This is a genomic window from Paenibacillus sepulcri (assembly GCF_042647105.1).
Classification (GTDB): domain Bacteria; phylum Bacillota; class Bacilli; order Paenibacillales; family Paenibacillaceae; genus Paenibacillus_Z; species Paenibacillus_Z sepulcri.
The window spans coordinates 6699151-6717211 of record NZ_JBHRUP010000001.1; the positions used below are offsets into that span (position 1 = coordinate 6699151).

General features: G+C 52.5%; 12 protein-coding genes. 11 read left to right on the top strand and 1 reads right to left on the bottom strand.

All coding sequences use genetic code 11. The annotated features are described in order from the left end of the window. Nucleotides 1-10: 10 nt before the first annotated feature. The 11 genes from ACFOLF_RS29090 to ACFOLF_RS29140 all read left to right on the top strand — a co-directional run bounded on the left by ACFOLF_RS29090 (nucleotide 11) and on the right by ACFOLF_RS29140 (nucleotide 17150). On the top strand, nucleotides 11-874 hold the full coding sequence (locus ACFOLF_RS29090; protein WP_210037466.1) for a carbohydrate ABC transporter permease: 864 nt from the start codon (nucleotides 11-13) through the stop codon (nucleotides 872-874). 89 nt (nucleotides 875-963) lie between these two features. After that, entirely contained in the window at nucleotides 964-2568 is a 1605-nt protein-coding gene (locus tag ACFOLF_RS29095; RefSeq protein ID WP_210037467.1) for an extracellular solute-binding protein, read from the top strand. 94 nt (nucleotides 2569-2662) lie between these two features. Continuing rightward, on the top strand, nucleotides 2663-4993 hold the full coding sequence (locus ACFOLF_RS29100) for a heparinase II/III family protein (protein ID WP_210037468.1): 2331 nt from the start codon (nucleotides 2663-2665) through the stop codon (nucleotides 4991-4993). 263 nt (nucleotides 4994-5256) lie between these two features. Then, nucleotides 5257-7938 (top strand): right-handed parallel beta-helix repeat-containing protein, encoded by a 2682-nt coding sequence (locus ACFOLF_RS29105; RefSeq protein WP_210037469.1) that lies wholly within the window; start codon nucleotides 5257-5259, stop codon nucleotides 7936-7938. Between the two features lie 47 nt (nucleotides 7939-7985). Next, nucleotides 7986-8990: a phytanoyl-CoA dioxygenase family protein gene (locus ACFOLF_RS29110; RefSeq protein WP_210037470.1), complete on the top strand. Its 1005-nt coding sequence runs from the start codon at nucleotides 7986-7988 to the stop codon at nucleotides 8988-8990. A gap of 20 nt (nucleotides 8991-9010) precedes the next feature. Beyond that, a complete protein-coding gene (locus tag ACFOLF_RS29115; RefSeq protein WP_210037471.1) occupies nucleotides 9011-10087 on the top strand; it encodes a Gfo/Idh/MocA family protein in 1077 nt (358 codons plus the stop codon). A gap of 10 nt (nucleotides 10088-10097) precedes the next feature. Then, the gene (locus ACFOLF_RS29120) at nucleotides 10098-11006 is read left to right on the top strand and encodes a Gfo/Idh/MocA family protein (RefSeq protein ID WP_379112800.1); all 909 of its coding nucleotides are present in this window, start codon (nucleotides 10098-10100) and stop codon (nucleotides 11004-11006) included. Between the two features lie 190 nt (nucleotides 11007-11196). Next, nucleotides 11197-11901 carry a phytanoyl-CoA dioxygenase family protein gene (locus tag ACFOLF_RS29125; RefSeq protein ID WP_210037472.1) on the top strand — a complete coding sequence of 235 codons (705 nt, stop codon included), beginning with the start codon at nucleotides 11197-11199 and terminating at the stop codon, nucleotides 11899-11901. Nucleotides 11902-12111: 210 nt separating this feature from the next. Further along, the gene (locus tag ACFOLF_RS29130) at nucleotides 12112-13728 is read left to right on the top strand and encodes an ABC-three component system protein (RefSeq protein WP_210037473.1); all 1617 of its coding nucleotides are present in this window, start codon (nucleotides 12112-12114) and stop codon (nucleotides 13726-13728) included. Nucleotides 13729-13732: 4 nt separating this feature from the next. Further along, nucleotides 13733-14311 carry an ABC-three component system middle component 1 gene (locus ACFOLF_RS29135; RefSeq protein WP_210037474.1) on the top strand — a complete coding sequence of 193 codons (579 nt, stop codon included), beginning with the start codon at nucleotides 13733-13735 and terminating at the stop codon, nucleotides 14309-14311. After that, on the top strand, nucleotides 14301-17150 hold the full coding sequence (locus ACFOLF_RS29140) for an AAA family ATPase (protein WP_210037475.1): 2850 nt from the start codon (nucleotides 14301-14303) through the stop codon (nucleotides 17148-17150). Before ACFOLF_RS29135 ends, ACFOLF_RS29140 begins: the two co-directional genes overlap by 11 nt. A 68-nt stretch (nucleotides 17151-17218) precedes the next feature. Here the strand turns inward: ACFOLF_RS29140 and ACFOLF_RS29145 are convergent, their stop codons facing one another. Next, nucleotides 17219-18046 carry a helix-turn-helix transcriptional regulator gene (locus tag ACFOLF_RS29145; RefSeq protein WP_210037476.1) on the bottom strand — a complete coding sequence of 276 codons (828 nt, stop codon included), beginning with the start codon at nucleotides 18044-18046 and terminating at the stop codon, nucleotides 17219-17221. Between the last annotated feature and the right edge of the window lie 15 nt (nucleotides 18047-18061).

The window sequence follows — 18061 nt, forward strand, 5'->3', positions numbered from 1 at the left end:
CGCGGAAAGCATGAAAATGACGGTTCCCGAGAAAATATTCCAGACCTTCCTGGTGCTCGGACTATCGCTCCTTTGTATAACGATGCTGTACCCGTTCCTGTACCAGCTCACCCTGTCGCTGAGCGCCGACGCGCCAAGGCTCGGAGTCAGCCTCATTCCGAAAAACTTTGCCGTCTCGGCCTACAGCGAGCTGTTCAAAACCGAAGAAATCTGGACGGCGCTTGGCAACTCCGTCTTCCGGACGGTTGTCGGCACGATTCTGATGGTGTCCGTTATGTCTGCAGCCGCCTATGCCTTGTCCAAAAGAGGACTGCCGCACCGTAAATTTTATACGATGTTCATTGTGGTGACGATGTTCTTCAGCGGCGGTCTGCTGCCTTCCTATCTGCTCGTTCAGAACCTGGGTCTGATCGAATCCCGCTGGGCGCTTATCCTCCCCTGCCTGATCAATACATTCTGGCTGATCATTATCCGCAATTTCTTTATGGAATTATCGGAAGAGATCGAGGAGTCGGCCAGGATCGACGGCGCCAATGATATCCGTATATTTATCGGGATTGTGCTGCCGGTGTCGCTTCCGATAATCGCCACGATGACCCTGTTCTGCGCGGTGTACCATTGGAACGCCTGGTTCGACGCTTTGCTCTATTTGCAGGATCAGAGCCAGATTGTGCTGCAGATCTACCTGAGGCGGCTGATCATCAGCCAGGATGAGAGCATGCTGACATCGGCGCTGATGAGTTTAAGCGCGCCTCCGGCGGAATCGCTCAAGGCCGCCGTGCTCGTATTTACGACATTGCCTATTTTGCTGGTATACCCTTTCCTGCAAAAGTATTTTACCAAAGGCATTTTGATCGGATCGGTCAAAGGCTGAAGAATTGGAATGGACAGCGGCGTTATTAAGCGGGCGGACCAGCGCTCCTTGATATAATATGCAGTTCAATAAAAGGGAGGATTATCAATATGAAGGGTAAAGCTTTCAAGGCCATTGCTTTTGCATTGCTGCTTATGATCGTGCTGGCGGGCTGCAGCAGTAAAGAGAACAACAACAGTCCGGCTGCAGCTGCGGAGCCCGGAACTGACGCGCCCGCACCCGCTGCGACGGAGGAGGAGGCGGATAAGCCCATTGAGATCTCATGGATCGCCTCATACATTCCGGGCAAGGATACGATGGCCCAGAAGTATGTGGAGGAGCGGTTCAACATGAAAATCGATCCGATCGGGATTGACCGCTCGAACTGGGAGCAGCAGCTCAATATCAAGCTTGCCGCCAATACGAAGCCGGACTTCTTCGGCAACCTGGATTCCAGAATGGATAATTTCAAAGGCTGGGTGAAACAAGGCATCGTCGGCGAAATTCCGGTCGAGAAGATTCGCGAATTCGCGCCTAAATATTCTCAAATGATTGACGACGCGGATCCGACGGACTGGGACGTTCCGGTCGTGGACGGCAAGAATTACGGTATCCCCAAAATCTATGCCGAAGGCGATTCGCCGTTCGTTCCAGCCTTTAACAAGGCCTGGCTGACCAAGATCGGGTACAGCGAGCCGCCCAAAACCATCGCAGAGCTGGAGGACGTGCTCACCAAATTCCGCAACGACGATCCCGACGGCAATGGCAAGAAGGATACGTACGGCCTGACAGCCCGGGGGAAGGATACCTTGGGAAGCAACCAGATCTTCAATACCGTATTCGCATCGTTTGGCATCACGCCCTCCGGCTGGGTGCTCCAGGCTGACGGCAGCGTGCAGTACGGTCTTGTGACCGAGCAGGCGCGTGCGGCGTTCAAGCTGCTGAACAAATGGTATAAAGCCGGCTTGATCGATCCGGAATTTGTTACCGATGACTGGAATACGTACCGCGCCAAATTCGTCGGCGGCAAGGCAGGCATGATGGATCAGGCCCTCTGGTACCATTATCACAGCTCCGGCCAAGTCGGACAGGATGCGGCAAAGGCCGGTATGGACATGATCGTCGGCAAGCCGGTCGTAGGCGAGGCTGGCAAAATGATGGGGATCGCGCAGGGCTTCAAGCAGGTTCCATTCGCAATTGGAGCCGATGCCGCCAAGGATCCCAAGAAGGTGGAAGCCATTCTGAAAATGGTGGAGACGCTGGCAACGGATGAAGAAGCCTATCTCATGACCTCATACGGTGAAGAAGGCGTCAATTATGACATCGCCGAAGGCGGCGGCGTAGTGCCAAGGCCAGAATTTACGGATCCTATTCAGGCGACATCGGCGCTTGGCATCAACTTCTTCAGCCCGATCAAGGGAAATAATCCGCTTATGCTGAAAATCGATTATCCGGCCGAGAAGGTAGCCTTCCGTACGCAGGTTAACGATAAAGGCATTACGCCGATCACGGATGCCATGCAGATGAAGACGCTGCCTTCCTGGGATGCCAACAAGGATGCGCTTCAAAAGATGGCGAAGGAATATGAGTTGAAATTTATTCTCGGCGAGGCGGACACGGATAAGGGCTTCGATACGTTCATATCGGAAATGAACAAAGCCGGCTTGGAGCAAGCGACAGCAGAAGCAAACGAGGTCTACGCAACGAAGAAATAGGCAAGCTGACACGGCTGTCCTGCAAGCGACGTCCTGTCGGCTGCAGGGCAGTCTTGCTTCATGTCCATATGTGGCTTGAATGGAGGTACGGTTGATGAGGAATACGCCGATCAATATGGCAGAGTCGATATTCGAGCTGTTCACCGATCCGAAGCTCAGCGGTCTTGCGAAGTGGCGGATCGATCCGGGCAAGGAGCACGGGCTGAAGGTCCATCAGCGGTGGGCGCTGGCGCAGGTGGAATGGACCGTCAAGCCCAAGCAGGGTCCTGCCGTGAGAATGACCCGCGATTTCCAGGTTGACTGCGCAGACTACGATCATTTGATGATATCGCTGGTTGCTCCGGAAGGTGCGCTGCTGAGGATGAAGGCGGACACGGATAAAGGAATGCTGACGTATGAATCGGAACCCTTCGGGATGCTGAAGCGGGAATGTTATGTTCCTCTTGAAGGCGCATCGCTGGTGCGGTCCATTACCTTGGAACTCTGGCCGCAGAGAGAGGGACAGGGTGTCGGATGGTTCAACTGGATCGGGCTGCAGCATTCCGGGCTGGTAGAACGGTATGACCGGCAGTGGAAGCGGTTCGACGATCAGTGGGAGGACTATTTGCAGCCGGAGAGCTTCGAGCCGGCCTTTAACCCGCTCTATGGCCTGGCCGTGAGCGGCGGGGAATTGGAGCAGCTGCGGCTCAAGCATGCAGATTGGCTGGCGGAACACGGAACCAGCCCGTTTCTGCAGCTGGCGGAGGATGCGCGTCAGCTTGTTCCGGAGCGGATGATCGGCGAGTTCGTCAATTTCTGGAACGATACCCGTTACTGCCGGGACCGGGATTACGGGAAGCATCTGCTGACGCATGGTCCCAATGCAGCCGCGGCTGCGCTGCTGACGAAGGACAAGGCGCTGCTTCGCCTGGCCGCAAGGTACGCGATTTCACTGGCCATGTGCACGCGGTGGGACAGCGGCTTTATTTGCTTTTTCCCTGGCAGCTCCTTCGAGCACCGCTCGTTTGTCCAGTCGTTATGCATGCTTGAGACATCGGCGATACTCGATATGGCTGGCGAGATGTTTACGGACTACGGCAGGGAAGTGATCCTCCGCAGGATCGCAGAAGACGGACATGGGAATGCCAATTATATCACCTGGAGGCATGAATATATTTTTCATTGCAATCAAATGGCCTGGTTCTCCCCGGGACGCATGCTCGGCTATGCCGTATTGGAGCAGGCCATGCCGCGGACCAGGCCGTATACGGAGCTTGCCCTGAACGACTTGATTGAAAGCATGGAGCATACCATCCTTCCAGATGGCGGCTTCCTCGAAGGGCCGATGTACTTCACCTGGACAGCGCGCCAATGCGCAATTTCCCTGTATTATTACGGGCGTCACCGGGGAATCGATTACAGGCAGGTACTGCCTGAATCCCTGCAGCGGACGGCCGCTTTTGCGGAAGCGCTCGCCTCGACGAGCGATGATCTGCTCATGATTCTGATCTGCGATGCGATGTATATCAATCAGGAATCGGTGGCTTATCTGGCTGCAATGATGCCAGACAGCCAATGGGTCCGTATATTCCGCAAGTCGCTGCAGATAGCGGGAGGGATTCCGGATACGCTGCCGTCCTATCTGCTGGAATCTTCCATTCCGCAGGAAGCGCCTGAGCTTGCGCCCTTCATTTCGCTGCCGGATCTGGGGCTGATCTCTTCGGTCAGATGGCATGAGGGCGAGCCGGTCAAAATGCTGATTGTGGGCAACCAGGCGGGGGCCAGCCACACCCATGAGGACAAAGGGCATTTCGTGCTGGAGTATGCCGGGGAGACGGTGGCGATGGAGATGGGCACCTGCGATTACAGCCATCCAATGGCGGAAGTGCTCAAGCATTGCGGTCGCCATAATATGCTGGTGCCGGTAGGAATGGAGGAGCGTTCGCGGCCGCAGAACCCGATTATGGCCGATATCAAGCCAAAGGGCCAGGGTGATGCAGCCTCTTTTCATGCGGAGATGAATGTTTCTCCGGGCTGGGAGGAGTATTACCGCTCCTGGGTCCGGATATGGGATTCGCCGGCTCCGGATGAGTGGACGATCACCGACAGCTATGAGCTGATTCGCGGGACAGGGGTTGAATTCTATTGGTCCACGCCGCTGCCGGCGGAGGTTAGGGACGGAATGGTGATACTGCGAGGCAAGCGCGGCATAACGCGCATCACGATACCGGAAGGCTGTACGGCGAGAATCGATACGCTGCCGCTGCTGGGCGGCGACTATCAGGCTTTGCTTGAGCAGCGCAAGGAAATGCTCTGCGGCAATATGCGGCTCGGTCCGGTGCAGACAAGGATTGCCTTCTGCCGGGAAGGTATGCAGGGGACGCTGAGCATCCGGTTCAGGCTGGAGCGCAGCGGAGCAAATCAGGAAGGTATAGAAGTCCGGTGAAAAAAACTGGCTGCGCATACGGAAACGTCTTCCGATACTCGCAAGTGCTACAAGCGAGTTAGCCGCTTGTCACTTGTCGTGGAGCTGTTGTACCACTGAATTTTTTGATTTTGGACCCTAGCTGGTTAAATTCGGGGTACAAAGGTCCTAAGCAGATGCTTCCGAAGCAGCTTTTTTACGAAAGCTTTCAGCTTACGCTTCTCCAGACTATTTCCGCCTGCTCCGCCAGTTAATCACCGGACTTATAGATGAGGAGGAAGAACATGACGGCAAGCAGCAGTAATGTTTATTATGTTGCGGTGAACGGCAGCAATGACAGTGACGGGCTGGATCCGCAGCGTCCATGGCGGACGATCGGTCACGCCGCCGCGGAGATGACGGCGGGAGACCGCTGCATCGTGCGCGGGGGAACTTACCGCGAGACCGTTGTTCCTGCAGCTTCGGGGCGCGAAGACGCACCTATCCGTTATGAGGCGCAGCCGGGAGAACGGGTCGTAATCAGCGGCTGTGATCCCGTTGTCGGCTGGACCGCGCGGCAGGAAGACACAACCGCAAACGCGGGCGTATATGAGGCGGCAATGGATTGGAGTCTGCAGGGAGACAGCGGCAATATTGTATTCATTGACGGCGAGCTCAGCCATGAGGCCATGTGGCCGCGAATTACCGACCGTCTGGACCGGACTCAATACGCGGTGGTAGACTCATGCACCAATGAAGTGCCCACGTACACGATATATGACGAGGATTTGCTTGCCTTTGCCGACGGTCATTGGACCGGGGCCGTTGTGGCCTGCGTCAACGGGGCCGGTTATTTTATTTCCACTGCGGCCGTTACGGATTTCCGCGAGGGCACATTGTATTTCGATGGCTGGATGAGCTCGGCTGCTCATTACAGGACGACTCCGGGGGATATTTATTTCCTCACCCGCTCACCACGGACGCTTGCCGTAAGCGAAGGCTGGTATATCGACCCGGTCAAGGGGCGGCTGACGGTACGGCTGCCGGATGGCGGGGACCCGACAGACCGCGAGGTTGAGGCCAAGCGGCGCGAATACGCGTTTGACCTGCGCGGGTGTTCCTATGTCCAAATCAAGGGCTTCGAGATTCGCGCCGCGTCCATCACAACGGAGAATGCATCTTATTGCAGCATCGATAATGTGCGGATTCATGCCATTGACCGCTGCTTCAGCAGCCGCCAATCCATCTACGGACGGACAAAAGGAATCGAGCTGGGAGGCTGCGACAATATCATCTCGGGAAGCGATATCGGCTACTTCGAAGGCATCGGCATCAATCTGTCCGGACAGCGGAACCGTGTCGTCAACTGCCACATCCATGACGGCAACCTGGAGGCTTCCTATGCCAGCCTGATATGGGCAGCAGGCTCTCAGCATCTGATCAGCCACTGTACGGTCACAAGATCGGCCCGGACTTGTATTTCCGGGGTTTTCTCGCGATCCGTAATTGAATATTGCGATATATCGCATGCCAATTGTCTGACGAAGGATTCCGGCATTATCTATTTGTTTAACCATGATTTTGACAATACGGATATTCATCATAATTGGCTGCACGATAACAAGTCGCCCCATCTGAGCTTTGGCTTCTACATGGATGCCTGGACCAGCGGAGTGAATCTTTACCGCAATGTGGTGTGGAATATCCCGCATCATGGGCTTCATCTCAACCGGCCATTGCAGCGCACGCTTATTTACAACAATACGTTCCTGCGCAGCGGGGATGCGGACTCGGCTGTGTTCCTGCTGGATGATATGTACGGCACGCAGATGATCAACAATATTTTCTCGGACGGCAAGCTTGTCAAATGGGGCGAGGATTGCCTGGTTTCCCACAATCTTCTCGGGGTGGATGGCGGTTTTGAGGATGCCGACCATGGCGATTTCCGTCTGCGGGCAGATTCGCCGGCCCTGTCGGCCGGGATGAGAATTGCCGGCGTTTCGTCTCCCGGCGGCAAGGAGCCGGATATTGGCGCCTACGAATCAAGCGAGCCTTATTGGACGGCAGGACATGATTTTGACAGGGTCATTGAAGCGGAGCTTGTCTATTCGGAGCTTAACAGCAAGAGCGCAATTGGCAATGGGGGCTTTGAGTCTGGCGCCTGGGAGCCATGGGAGGCAGCGGCGGGGACGCCGAAGATCGTTTATGAATGCGCATGGGATTTCAGCCGGGATGGTTATCCTTCGATTGTACGCAGCAACAAATATGGGGCCATGCTGGGCCCGGGCGACCGGATCGAGCAGAGAATTACGGGAGTCGCGTCTGGCGCGGCCTACGAATTATGGGCAGGAATCAAGATAGACGGCGAATACCGCAGCGCGGAACAATTTGATGACATTCATAAGAACGGCGCGCTTGATACAACGCCTGATGGCGGTTATGCCGTCTATCGCGATTTGCGTTATATCGGCCAACTGACTGAGGGAGATTGGCTGAAATATGCGGCAGTGGACTTCGGAAGTCCGGGCAAATATGATCATATTGCACTCGGGATGACCAAAATCTTCGATTCGGTGACGGTAGAAGTTTATCTGGACAGTCTGGAGGGAGAGCGGATAGCCGCTATTTCCCAGGAAATGGACTATGACGATGTATGGCGCTATTTTTCCACACCTATTCCGATCCGGGCAGGCATACATGATGTCTATTTCAAAATCAAAGGTCCGGGACGTCTGCTGCTAAGCGGCTTCAAGCTGGGCCATAACAATTTCTTCGGCAACGGTGCAACAATGGCTGTCCAGGGCTCCCAAAGTCCTATCATCGAACGCGGCGTATTCCGCCTGAATTGGGAAGCGAAGATGGTGAAGCTTCCGTTCACGACGAAGCCGGATGAAACCGAAGTGGTGGTTTCGTTCGAGAATAAAAGCCGGTACTTCGTCTATCTGGACGATATCGGGATGTGGCGGCCTGATCCTGAAGAATCATAAGCTTCTATATGATTTGAACAGTAAAGACAAAAGAAAGGGTGACCGTAATGGCGACGATCAAAGGCATGGTTCACAGCTTTACAGAGGAGCAGATGGTTGTATTGGCTGACAACAACCAGTGGTATAAATTCCCTATCCCCGAGGAACGGCCGGACATCAGCAAGCGGGTTGTCGTTTGGCCTCAGGACGGCGGCCATCCCACATACACTTATGACGAGAAAGAGGTGGATGCCCCGGGCGATGTGGCGCATTTGATGTACAGGTACGATCACATCGCGTCTGACCGTGCGGCAACGGCAGAGGATGTGAACGATTACCGGATCAAGCAGTTTTGGGAGCTGGGATATCTGGTTGTGGATCAGCTGCTGACCGGGGCCGAGGTTGCGGCGGCCAATGAGGCAATCACGGATATTATCCAGGGGCGGATTGTCGGACCCCGTCTGCAATTTATGAAGAAGGAGAGTGAACTGCTCACTCCCGATGACCGGGACCGGGCGATGCGCAAGCTGCATAAATTTATCGATCATGCGCCTGCTCTCCATGAAGCTTGCTTTCATAAGGATGTTCAGAGCATTCTGGAGCGGATATTCGGGGAGCAGGCGCAATTTCTGGAGGATCAGGCGATTCTGAAGCCGCCTTCCTCGGAGGCGGGCGGCGAGAAGCCATGGCATCAGGATATGGCCTACGGAAATCTGTCCCAGAATAAAATGGTATGCGGAGTCTGGATTGCCCTGGATGAAGCGGGCCTTGACAATGGCTGCATGCACGTCATTCCGCGCTCCCATATGGATGGTCCCGTTCCCCATTATGCGATTCGGGATTGGCAGCTGTGCGATACGAACGTTGCTGTTGAACGCGATGTCGCCGTGACGCTGAAGCCGGGCGGGGCGCTCTTTTTTGCGGGACTTCTCCATCATGGAACGCCGCCCAACTTCTCGAGCAAACGCAGACGGGCTCTCCAGTTTCACTACTCCCCGGAGTCGTCCAGAAAAATGACGCCGCAGGAATTCAAAATGATGTTCACCAATGAAATGACGAATGCAGAATGCTAAAGGATGGTGGGATGCGTTCCATGGAACCGTTAAAAGTAGGCATTATCGGGCAGGGAAGAAGCGGTCACGACATACACGCCAAAACATTAAAAGCTCTGCCGGAGCTGTTCCGGGTTGCCGCCGTTTCGGATTACGAGGCATCCTACCGCAAGCGGGCAGAAACGGAATTCGGCTGTGAGGCTTACGAGGATTACAAGCAGTTGTTCGAGCGCAAGGATCTGGATCTGATCGTCAATGCTTCGCCCAGCCACCTGCATGTCCCGATCACGATGGAATGTCTGGCGAACGGCTTTCACGTGTTGTGCGAGAAGCCGCTCGCGCGAACCGGGGAGGAAGTGGATGCTTTAATCGCGGCCTCAGAAGAGGCTGGCAGGCTTTTGACCATTTTCCAGCAATCCCGCTATTCGCCGGCCTTCCAGCAGATTATGGAGGTCATCCGCTCCGGCGTGCTCGGGCGTATCGTGCAGGTGAGTATTTCATTTAACGGGTTTGCGCGGAGGTGGGATTGGCAGACGCTGCAGGCCAATAATGGCGGCAATTTGCTGAACACGGGTCCGCACCCGCTCGATCAGGCGCTTCAGCTGTTCGGGACGGAGACGATGCCGGAGATCACCTGCTTTATGGACCGGGTTAATACGTTCGGGGATGCCGAGGATTACGTGAAGCTGATTATGCACAAGAAGGACCATCCGCTGCTGGATTTGGAAATCACCTCCTGTGATGCCTATCCCGCCGCAACCTATCGCATTCAAGCGCAGTATGGCGGGATCAGCGGCACGGGCACGAAGCTGAACTGGAAGTATTTCAGGCCAGGGCAGGCGCCCGCGCAGCAGCTCATCCGAACACCCCTGAAGCATGCGGACGGCTCTCCGGCATACGGGTCGGAAACCTTGCCGTGGATAGAGGAGCAGTGGGAGCTGCCGGAGGGACAAAAGGACATTTTAGGCTATGTATGCCGGACTTTTTACGGAAACCTGCATGCTGCCCTTACGAAAGGAGAGCCGCTGGATATTACGCCGCGGCAGGTCAAGCAGCAGATCGCCGTCATCGAAGAATGCCATAGACAAAATCCGTTATCCAAATTGGATCTAAGATAAGGAGCCTCCTATGAGTGAAATCAAGCTTGGCATGATCAGTCTGGACACCTCCCACGTCATTGTATTTTCGGAGCTGCTCAATCATAAGGATCATCCCTGGCATGTCCCGGGCGGCAAGGTGATTGCCGGTTATCCCGGCGGCTCCGCCGATATGCATTCCAGCTTCTCCCGCGTGGACGGGTATACGAATCAGCTGCGCGATCAATTCGGAGTGGCTATCGTCGATTCGCCGGAAGCGGTTGCCGAGCGGTCCGATGGGATTCTGCTGGAGTCGGTCGACGGGCGCGCGCATCTGGAGCTTTTCCGGCGTATCGCCCCTTATGGCAAGCCGGTATTTGTCGACAAGCCTTTTGCCACGACGGTTGCTGATGCCATAGAGATCGTCCGGTTGGCCAGGCAGCATAATGTGCCGCTGATGAGCTGCTCCTCGCTGCGTTATGCAGCAGGCCTGACTGAAGCGCTTGAGGCGGCAAAAGAAGCGGACGGCCCGATTATCGGGGTGGACTGCTTCGGTCCGACGCCGCTTGAAGAGGTTATGCCGGGGTTGTTCACGTACGGGATACATTCCGTCGAAATGCTCTATGCCGCGATGGGACCGGGATGTGTGGAGGTGAACACACGCTCCAACGCCGACTATGATCTTGCCGTGGGGATATGGCAGGATGGCAGAATCGGGACGGTGCGCGGCAACCGGAAGGGGAATTACCGCTTCGGTGCGACAATTCACCGCGAGAACTGTATTCACTATGCGGATGTGAGCGCACATCCCAAACCATATTATGCCAGCCTGCTGGAGCGGGTAATGGAGATGTTTCAGACGGGCGTCGCGCCCATCCCGATTGAAGAATCGCTGGAGCTGATCCGGTTTATCGAAGCGTCCAACGAGAGCGCGGAGACAGGGCGCCCCGTGAAGCTGTAGCCGTTCCTCCCGTCAGTTTCGTACTTGCGGGTATCGGAAGACGTTTTACGTATGCGCAGCCAGTCTATTTCGCCGGAATTAATGGGGCATAGTGAACAAAATTGCTATTATCCGATGCCGCGATCGAAAGAAAAGGAAGTCGGGTCTTTGTAAAATAAAGATATTCCAAGCAGCGGGAGTTGAATATCGGATGTCCAACGTAACGAATTTTACGCTTACAGAAGAAATGGTCGAGCAGTTCTACCGCGAGGGCTACTTCTATGCGCCCGGCTTTATCACGCAGGAAACTGTGGATGCGATCAATGCGGAGAATGCGGAGTTCGCCAATGCCAAAGGCGACGGGCAATGGAAGAGTAAAGGCATTACGAATATTGCAAAGGAGCAGGGCGAATATCCGCGAACAACGGAATTTCTGACCGAACCTGATATAGTCCGCATATTCGAAAGAATTGTAGGGGATCAAGTCAGGTTATGGATGGGCATGTACGCGGTGGTCGCACCGCATGGCAGCGGGCTGGAGTGGCATCAGGACAACCAGTACACGCATATTTTGGGCCATATGTTTAACGGGTTCATCGCACTTGATTCCATTACGCAGGAAAATGCCGGTTTGTGGCTTGCGCCTGGCTCCCATCTGAAGGGACGGCAGCCGAATCTGAATGCGGAAGGCGCGCACAGGCGAGCGGCAGATCCGGAGAACGGCATGCCCTGCAAGCCCATGCTGCCTGGAGATGCGGTTTTTTTCCATAGGGAAACCCTGCATCACAGCAAACAGAACCACACCGACAAGCCACGACGGGCTTATGCCTTTCAGGTGGCGTCGGCGATCTGCCGCTACGCGCAAACGGGCAAGCTGCTAGAGGATCGGGAGCTATTGTCGGGATACCGCAAATAAAGACAGTGGAAAAAAGAGGCTGATCTGGCGTCATTGGACGCGGGTCAGCCTCTTTTTGCTCCTGGCATTGACAATGGGCTCCGATAATAATCAATAACAGTCGCCATTTAATCAAATGGCGGCTTTTTAATGCATGTGGGCTGGCTCCCTCTATTGGAAATATCTGATAGTTAAAGTAGAATAGAGAGGTATAGAATGGAGGCATGCCGGATGTCTTTAAATATAGAATTGTTCTGCAGAAATGCAAATAAACAAGGGCGTGTATTGGTTCTTCTCATCCATGGATTAGGTGCTCCGGATACCTGGGTCATGCCGGGGTGTGACTGGAGAAATCAGCTTCTTGCTGATCCAGGTTTGGAAGAAGCAGATGTCGGTATTGTCAAGTATGAAACGGCGCATTTGATAAGCGGGTTATTCGGAATCTCGGGAACATACAGCATAATGGGAAGAAACATTACGGTCCGGAAAAACAATGTGATTGCTGTTGGAGACCTGGCACAGCACCTCAAGACCAAATTAAGCACGGGCAGATTCAAGTCCTATCAGAAGATTGTTATTGCCGGTCACAGCATGGGAGGGCTGGTCGGCATGAGGTATATCCTGAACGAGTTTGAAAATCACAAAAACGTAAATCGAATCGGCGGGTACATAAGCTATGCGACTCCCTTTAACGGTTCGAGCATGGCAGATTTTCACAAGCTGATTAAACCCGTGCACAAGCATAATCAAATCGTCCAGCTGGAGCCGAACTGCGGATTTCTGGATGACATGATCCGTGCCTATTCGGAGCATCAGGATCCATTGCGGCAGCAAATGATGTTTAACTACTGCTTTGGAGACAAGGATCCGTTTGTGGTCAAGGAAAGCGCTGTTCCGCATACGGGAAGAGCGCACACCTATAACGAAATGAGGACTCTCCCGGGCGATCATGGAACCGTGCTGGATCTGTCTGCAGGAATCCTCTCCACCAATTATGAGTTGTTGAAAGATTTGATTCTCGATGTGAGCAGCACGGTCGATCCGCGGCAGTTTTATGTAAGCGATTTAACTGTCAGAGCGGTGAGTCCGGATTCCCATGCAGCTGCTGCCCCGGTCCCGCCGGACAAATCCCGTCAGTTGATCAGGCAGTTCGAGCAATGCGGTCAAACCTTGAGAGTTCAATTTATTGAGCGATTCTCCAGGGATGCGCAGGATCAGCTTCTCCATTCGATGGATCAGGTGCTGCAGAAGCTTAAGGGCATGAATGAGGCCGGGCTTGAGAAATTCATGACGCATTACCGCTATTCGACGCAAAACAGGAAGACGGAAGGTTCGGGTCTGCAGGAATTATGGGAGCTGCTGACTTTAATTAATGTGGTCTATCCCAATTGGAACTTCATCGCTCCTGATGATCTGTTTCAACTCCCTAATTTGCGGATCGACGATCATTACTGGGTTCGCCTCCTCTACTCGGTGCACAAAGAAACGATGCCGGAGATCATAATCGGGTTCTTGTCCAAGCTGTACAACGGGGCTTTCCGCCAGTTTCTCATGCATCCGGGCCAAAGCGATATTTTTCCGCATCGCTTCATTCTGGAGAATGTCAATGCGGAATCGATGATTCCTCAAAACGAGGAAAATATATGCGAGCATTGCAAAGGCAGGAAAGCCAATTTCAGTAAGATCCTGGTGCAATTCGGACGAACAGAGAATCTTTCCGTATTCCAGGGACTTGAGCCTAATTACCTTGCCAAAGAAGTGAGCATAAGCTGCGCGTCATGTATCCGTCAGGCAAGAAATGAAACCTCTTTTACGGAGATCTGCGAGCGGCTAAGGAAGGTGATCTAAGAGAATGGAACAACAACTTTTCAGTTTTCTGGAAGAGCATCCCGGATTCACGAGGCTTCAAGAACTGGAAGTGCGTCATATTAAGGCCTTGTTTTTTTCATCCCTGCAATTAATGGCCGTTGCCTCCTACCCGAACGAGGTGGAGATGGAACAGCATTGGGAGCGGGCGGCGCATCAGCTGGCGCATAATATTCAAAACCGGCTGCCGCTTGAGCTGGACGATTTGCGCTGGGACATGTATCTGATTATTTTCGTTAATCAGGATAAGATCAGCAGCGAGCTGAAGAGGCTGATTGAGAATAACCGGTTTTATTTTCGCAAGATCGTTCTCACCCGTTCGGATATGAGCAAGTTGAGCGAGAAGCTTCCGCTGCGGTTTGATCTGCCTTCGGGGAAGGACAATACGGGCAATGGGCTGCTGTTTAACGACGGACAGTTCCTTAAGGAACTGAAGGATCGCTTAAGTGAAGGGGCGAGGAACCAACTGGGAGAATTATTTTTTACAAAAGGAGCGAAGAGTGTGGAAGATATGCTTTCCTTATTTTCACGAGGTCAAGCGGAGGGGATGAATCATGAGAATTGAAGCCCTTGCCATGGAAGCATTCAGGGGAGTTCAGGAAAAGCGGACATTCATCTTTCCAAGCGCGGATGTAATTGTGCTCTACGGTCCTAACGGCTTCGGAAAAACCTCGTTTTTTGATGCTATTGAATGGGGACTGACAGGAAGAATTTACAGATTTGAGGATGATACGGAACGTAAACAATATCGATTTATCGGAAACCACTTCTCCGGCGAGACCAAACCATCCGTCACAATCGAACTTAGGGACCGGGAAAACCGGCATATTCAAATTACCCGAACGGGAACAGCCGAATCCGGTTCAAAAACGGACAGTATGTCCAGTAAACTGCAAATCTTTATTAATGGTATCCAGATTGCTGATAATCAGGCTGAAAACCAGCTGCATTCCCTGTTGATCAACGAGGATTGGCAGAAACATGTGGATTTGAACAAGTCTTTATTTTTAACTCATCTGCTGTGTCAGGAAAGAATGAACGGCATTTTGCGGGGGATGAAAGAAAATGAGCGCTATGATTCCGTTTCAGCTCTTTTTGGAACCGATCAGTTTCAGCGCTATAGGCAATTGTTTCATGAGACGAAAAAACGGCTTGAACAGCGTCATACAGAGGCCAAAGGCCGAAAAGCCGCCATAGACCAACAGCTTGGGATCATGGAGCAGGAATACAATCGTCTCAGGGAAGAAATCCGGTTGGATGAAGGGTCGGGCACAAGAAAAAATATATCGGCCATGTTGGGTCATTATGCCCATGAATATGGCTGTGATTGGAAGCTGGATGATGGTACCCGGTTCCCGGAAATCATGAAGCAGCTGGTCCGCCATCTAGGCTCATCGGAAGTTGAACGGGAGCGTATAAGGCAAAAAGAAAAAAGAAACCTGGAGCTGGCAGAAGCGGCTTTGCTTTCCTGGAAGAAAAATGAACCTGATTACAGGAATGTCTCCCGGATTATGGCGAATTTGGAGATATTACGAGGAATGGACAGAACACTCAAACGGTTGGCTCGACTTGTCAATGAGCTCGAGAGATTCCAGAATTCAGAGGAAACCAAACAAAATATAATTTTGCTCATGCAGAAGCTTTCAAGGAAAGTGGAAGAAGAGAAAAAAGAGTCAGAACAATTAGAGCTGGCACGGGATCATTTTCGAAAGGCGCTTGAGGATGCCAGAGAACAAGACGAACGCTACTCTTCCTTGCAGCTTTCATTTCTAAGGGAAGTCAATCATTTAGATTCAGAGCTCAGGACTTCTTTTCTTGACGTCATGAGACAAGTTGAAGATTCACATCATGTTCGAACCGAGCAAGCCCAAATGGTTCAAGCTGCGCATGATCATTATCAACGATGTCAAAACACCGCTCACCAGCTCGAAATGCGGGAGGAACAATACAGGCAATTACTGCAACATGTTTTTGAATATGCTTCTATTCGTCCAGACACACACGAGTGTCCTGCATGCGGAACCCAAAGTGTCGATGCGGAACACTTGCTGTCCTATGTGGAAAAAAAGAGAAATGACATTCATCCCGGATTGGCCGCGACTGAAGAAGAAGTGTCAAAGGCTCATGATGAACTTAAGGCCAAGGAAGCTTTTCTTAAGATCGCTAAGGACGATTTCCAACTATCCTTGGGCGCAGCCGAACATTTTCTTGAACAAAAAGATGAACAACTGTTACAGAGCAGACAGTTTAATTTGAGAACGCTTAAGCAAATAGATTTGTACCAGAAAGAAATGGACATCATGGATCAGTCCTATGAAGAATTTAGAAATCGTCTGCGTGAATTTGGCTTGGAGACGGGGGACCCGACCGTTCAGGAGGAATTGGATAAAATATATCAGACCCTGCACGCGGCCATTGAAGAAAAGCTCTCCCAATTACCTGGAATGGAATTGGAAACACTGCCTGGAAAGTTGGCGGAATGTGAAGCTTTATTGGCGAAGTTTCAAGATGAGCAGGTACTTTTCAAGAATAGGCTGAAGGATGCCGGACTGGATATGGAGGAAGGCCAGGAGCCGGATTTTGAAGCTCTGCAGGAGCAAATGGAGTTCATGGCGCAGGAGCAGGAACAAAGAATTTCCCGTTTGAATGAGAGGGAAGCGAAGATTCTGCAAATACAAGAGGCCTATCGTACCGATACCTCTGTCAGCAGGCTTCAAGCCCTGGAAGGTCTGATGACAGGTAAGCGGCAAGAGATAGCAGACATTGTCGAAGAAATGAATAAATGGAACAGCTATATTGAAATAGCACATGAAGCCATGCAGAAAGTGCCGGAAGCAGTCAATGATTTGAATGAAAAAGTCATGGATCAAATGTTCGATACGATGAGGTCGATTTTTGTCCGGGTCAATTCACATCCCTTATTCACGGAAATGGATTACGATACGGATAAAAAATATAACAATAATCGTCTGTTTCTTACTGTCATGACAGATGACATACCGGAATTGCGCAAACAGGCCAATCCAGCTTATATTTTTAGCGCAGCCCAGGTTAATGCCACAGCAATTTCCTTCTTCCTGGCAATGGCATTAAGGCAGCAATGGTCGCCTCTGGAATTCATAGCGATGGATGATCCCGTCCAGAGCATGGATGATCTGAATGTCGCTGCCTTAATCGACCTTATACGGATGCTTGCCGATCCGCAATCAAAGACAAAAAAACAGTTCATTATATCCACACATGATGCAACCTTTTACCAGCTGATGCGAAAGAAATTCCGTATGTTAAATGTTGGTTTAATCGAGTATGAATCGTATTCTGAAAAGGGACCGCTTGTCAGCCAAAGGTTCTTTGAAGCAAGTCCCAAGAAGACAATCCTGCTCCTTGCCAAACCGGAACAGTAACAGGTCCGGATCTATGAGAGGCCCATGCGCAATTGCGCATGGGCCCTCGATTTTAAAAAGATACAAGCTTACTGCTTCCTGTATTCGCCTGGCGTCATCCCCCGGAAATCCCGGAAAACTTTATTGAAATAGCTGGAAGAGCCGAAGCCGCAGGTCAGGGCAATATCGGTAATGGATTCATTCGTGCCCCGCAGCTGCCGGCTGGCATACTGCAGACGGAGCCTGACGGTAAAGGCCAGCGGCGTAAGGCCGGTAACCTCCTTGAATTTGGTATAAAACCAGGTTTTCTTCAGCTGTGAGCGCCCGATAAGCTCATCCATATTGATCTCCTCGGACCAATGCTCCATCATATACTCAACGGCATCGATAATACCGGAGAATGCGGCCGCATCCACGGTGTTTTCAGCCATCTGCTCCCGGAAATATCGGTGGACGTGCACAAGAATCTGCACCAGCAGGCCGTAATGCTGAAGCTCCCATCCCGGCAGCGCCTTGCGCCGCTCTTCCATGGCCTCCATGACGAGCCGGCAGACAGACTGGGCATATGGAGAAGCAGCAGAGATAAGAGGCGAGACATCCTTGGTGTAGAAAGGAGTGAGCAGGCTGTAGCCGCCGGGCATAGGGCCGACAATCGTTGGTGAGAAAAGCAGCATAATCCAGCGTCCAGGCTTGCCTTCCTCCTGGATCAGATTCCAGTGCGGCTCGAACGGCCGGAGCAGGAATACATCTCCGGGAACGGCGTTGTACATATCATTGCCAAGCGGATATTTCATGGCATCATCCAGTGGAATGCTGATTTCCAGCGCATCGTGCATATGCCATTCATGCTCGGTGTACTGCGCAAGACGCTCCTCGATCGTATATCCGTTGACGAGCTGAATATTGGAATCATACAAGGCTATCCACTCCCG

Coding starts and splice junctions, on each gene's coding strand:
- ACFOLF_RS29135 (WP_210037474.1), top strand. CDS start 13,733: ATGGAACAACAACTTTTCAGTTTTCTGGAAGAGCATCCCGGATTCACG.
- ACFOLF_RS29140 (WP_210037475.1), top strand. CDS start 14,301: ATGAGAATTGAAGCCCTTGCCATGGAAGCATTCAGGGGAGTTCAGGAA.
- ACFOLF_RS29100 (WP_210037468.1), top strand. CDS start 2,663: ATGAGGAATACGCCGATCAATATGGCAGAGTCGATATTCGAGCTGTTC.
- ACFOLF_RS29125 (WP_210037472.1), top strand. CDS start 11,197: ATGTCCAACGTAACGAATTTTACGCTTACAGAAGAAATGGTCGAGCAG.
- ACFOLF_RS29120 (WP_379112800.1), top strand. CDS start 10,098: ATGAGTGAAATCAAGCTTGGCATGATCAGTCTGGACACCTCCCACGTC.
- ACFOLF_RS29110 (WP_210037470.1), top strand. CDS start 7,986: ATGGCGACGATCAAAGGCATGGTTCACAGCTTTACAGAGGAGCAGATG.
- ACFOLF_RS29115 (WP_210037471.1), top strand. CDS start 9,011: ATGGAACCGTTAAAAGTAGGCATTATCGGGCAGGGAAGAAGCGGTCAC.
- ACFOLF_RS29105 (WP_210037469.1), top strand. CDS start 5,257: ATGACGGCAAGCAGCAGTAATGTTTATTATGTTGCGGTGAACGGCAGC.
- ACFOLF_RS29090 (WP_210037466.1), top strand. CDS start 11: ATGAAAATGACGGTTCCCGAGAAAATATTCCAGACCTTCCTGGTGCTC.
- ACFOLF_RS29130 (WP_210037473.1), top strand. CDS start 12,112: ATGTCTTTAAATATAGAATTGTTCTGCAGAAATGCAAATAAACAAGGG.
- ACFOLF_RS29095 (WP_210037467.1), top strand. CDS start 964: ATGAAGGGTAAAGCTTTCAAGGCCATTGCTTTTGCATTGCTGCTTATG.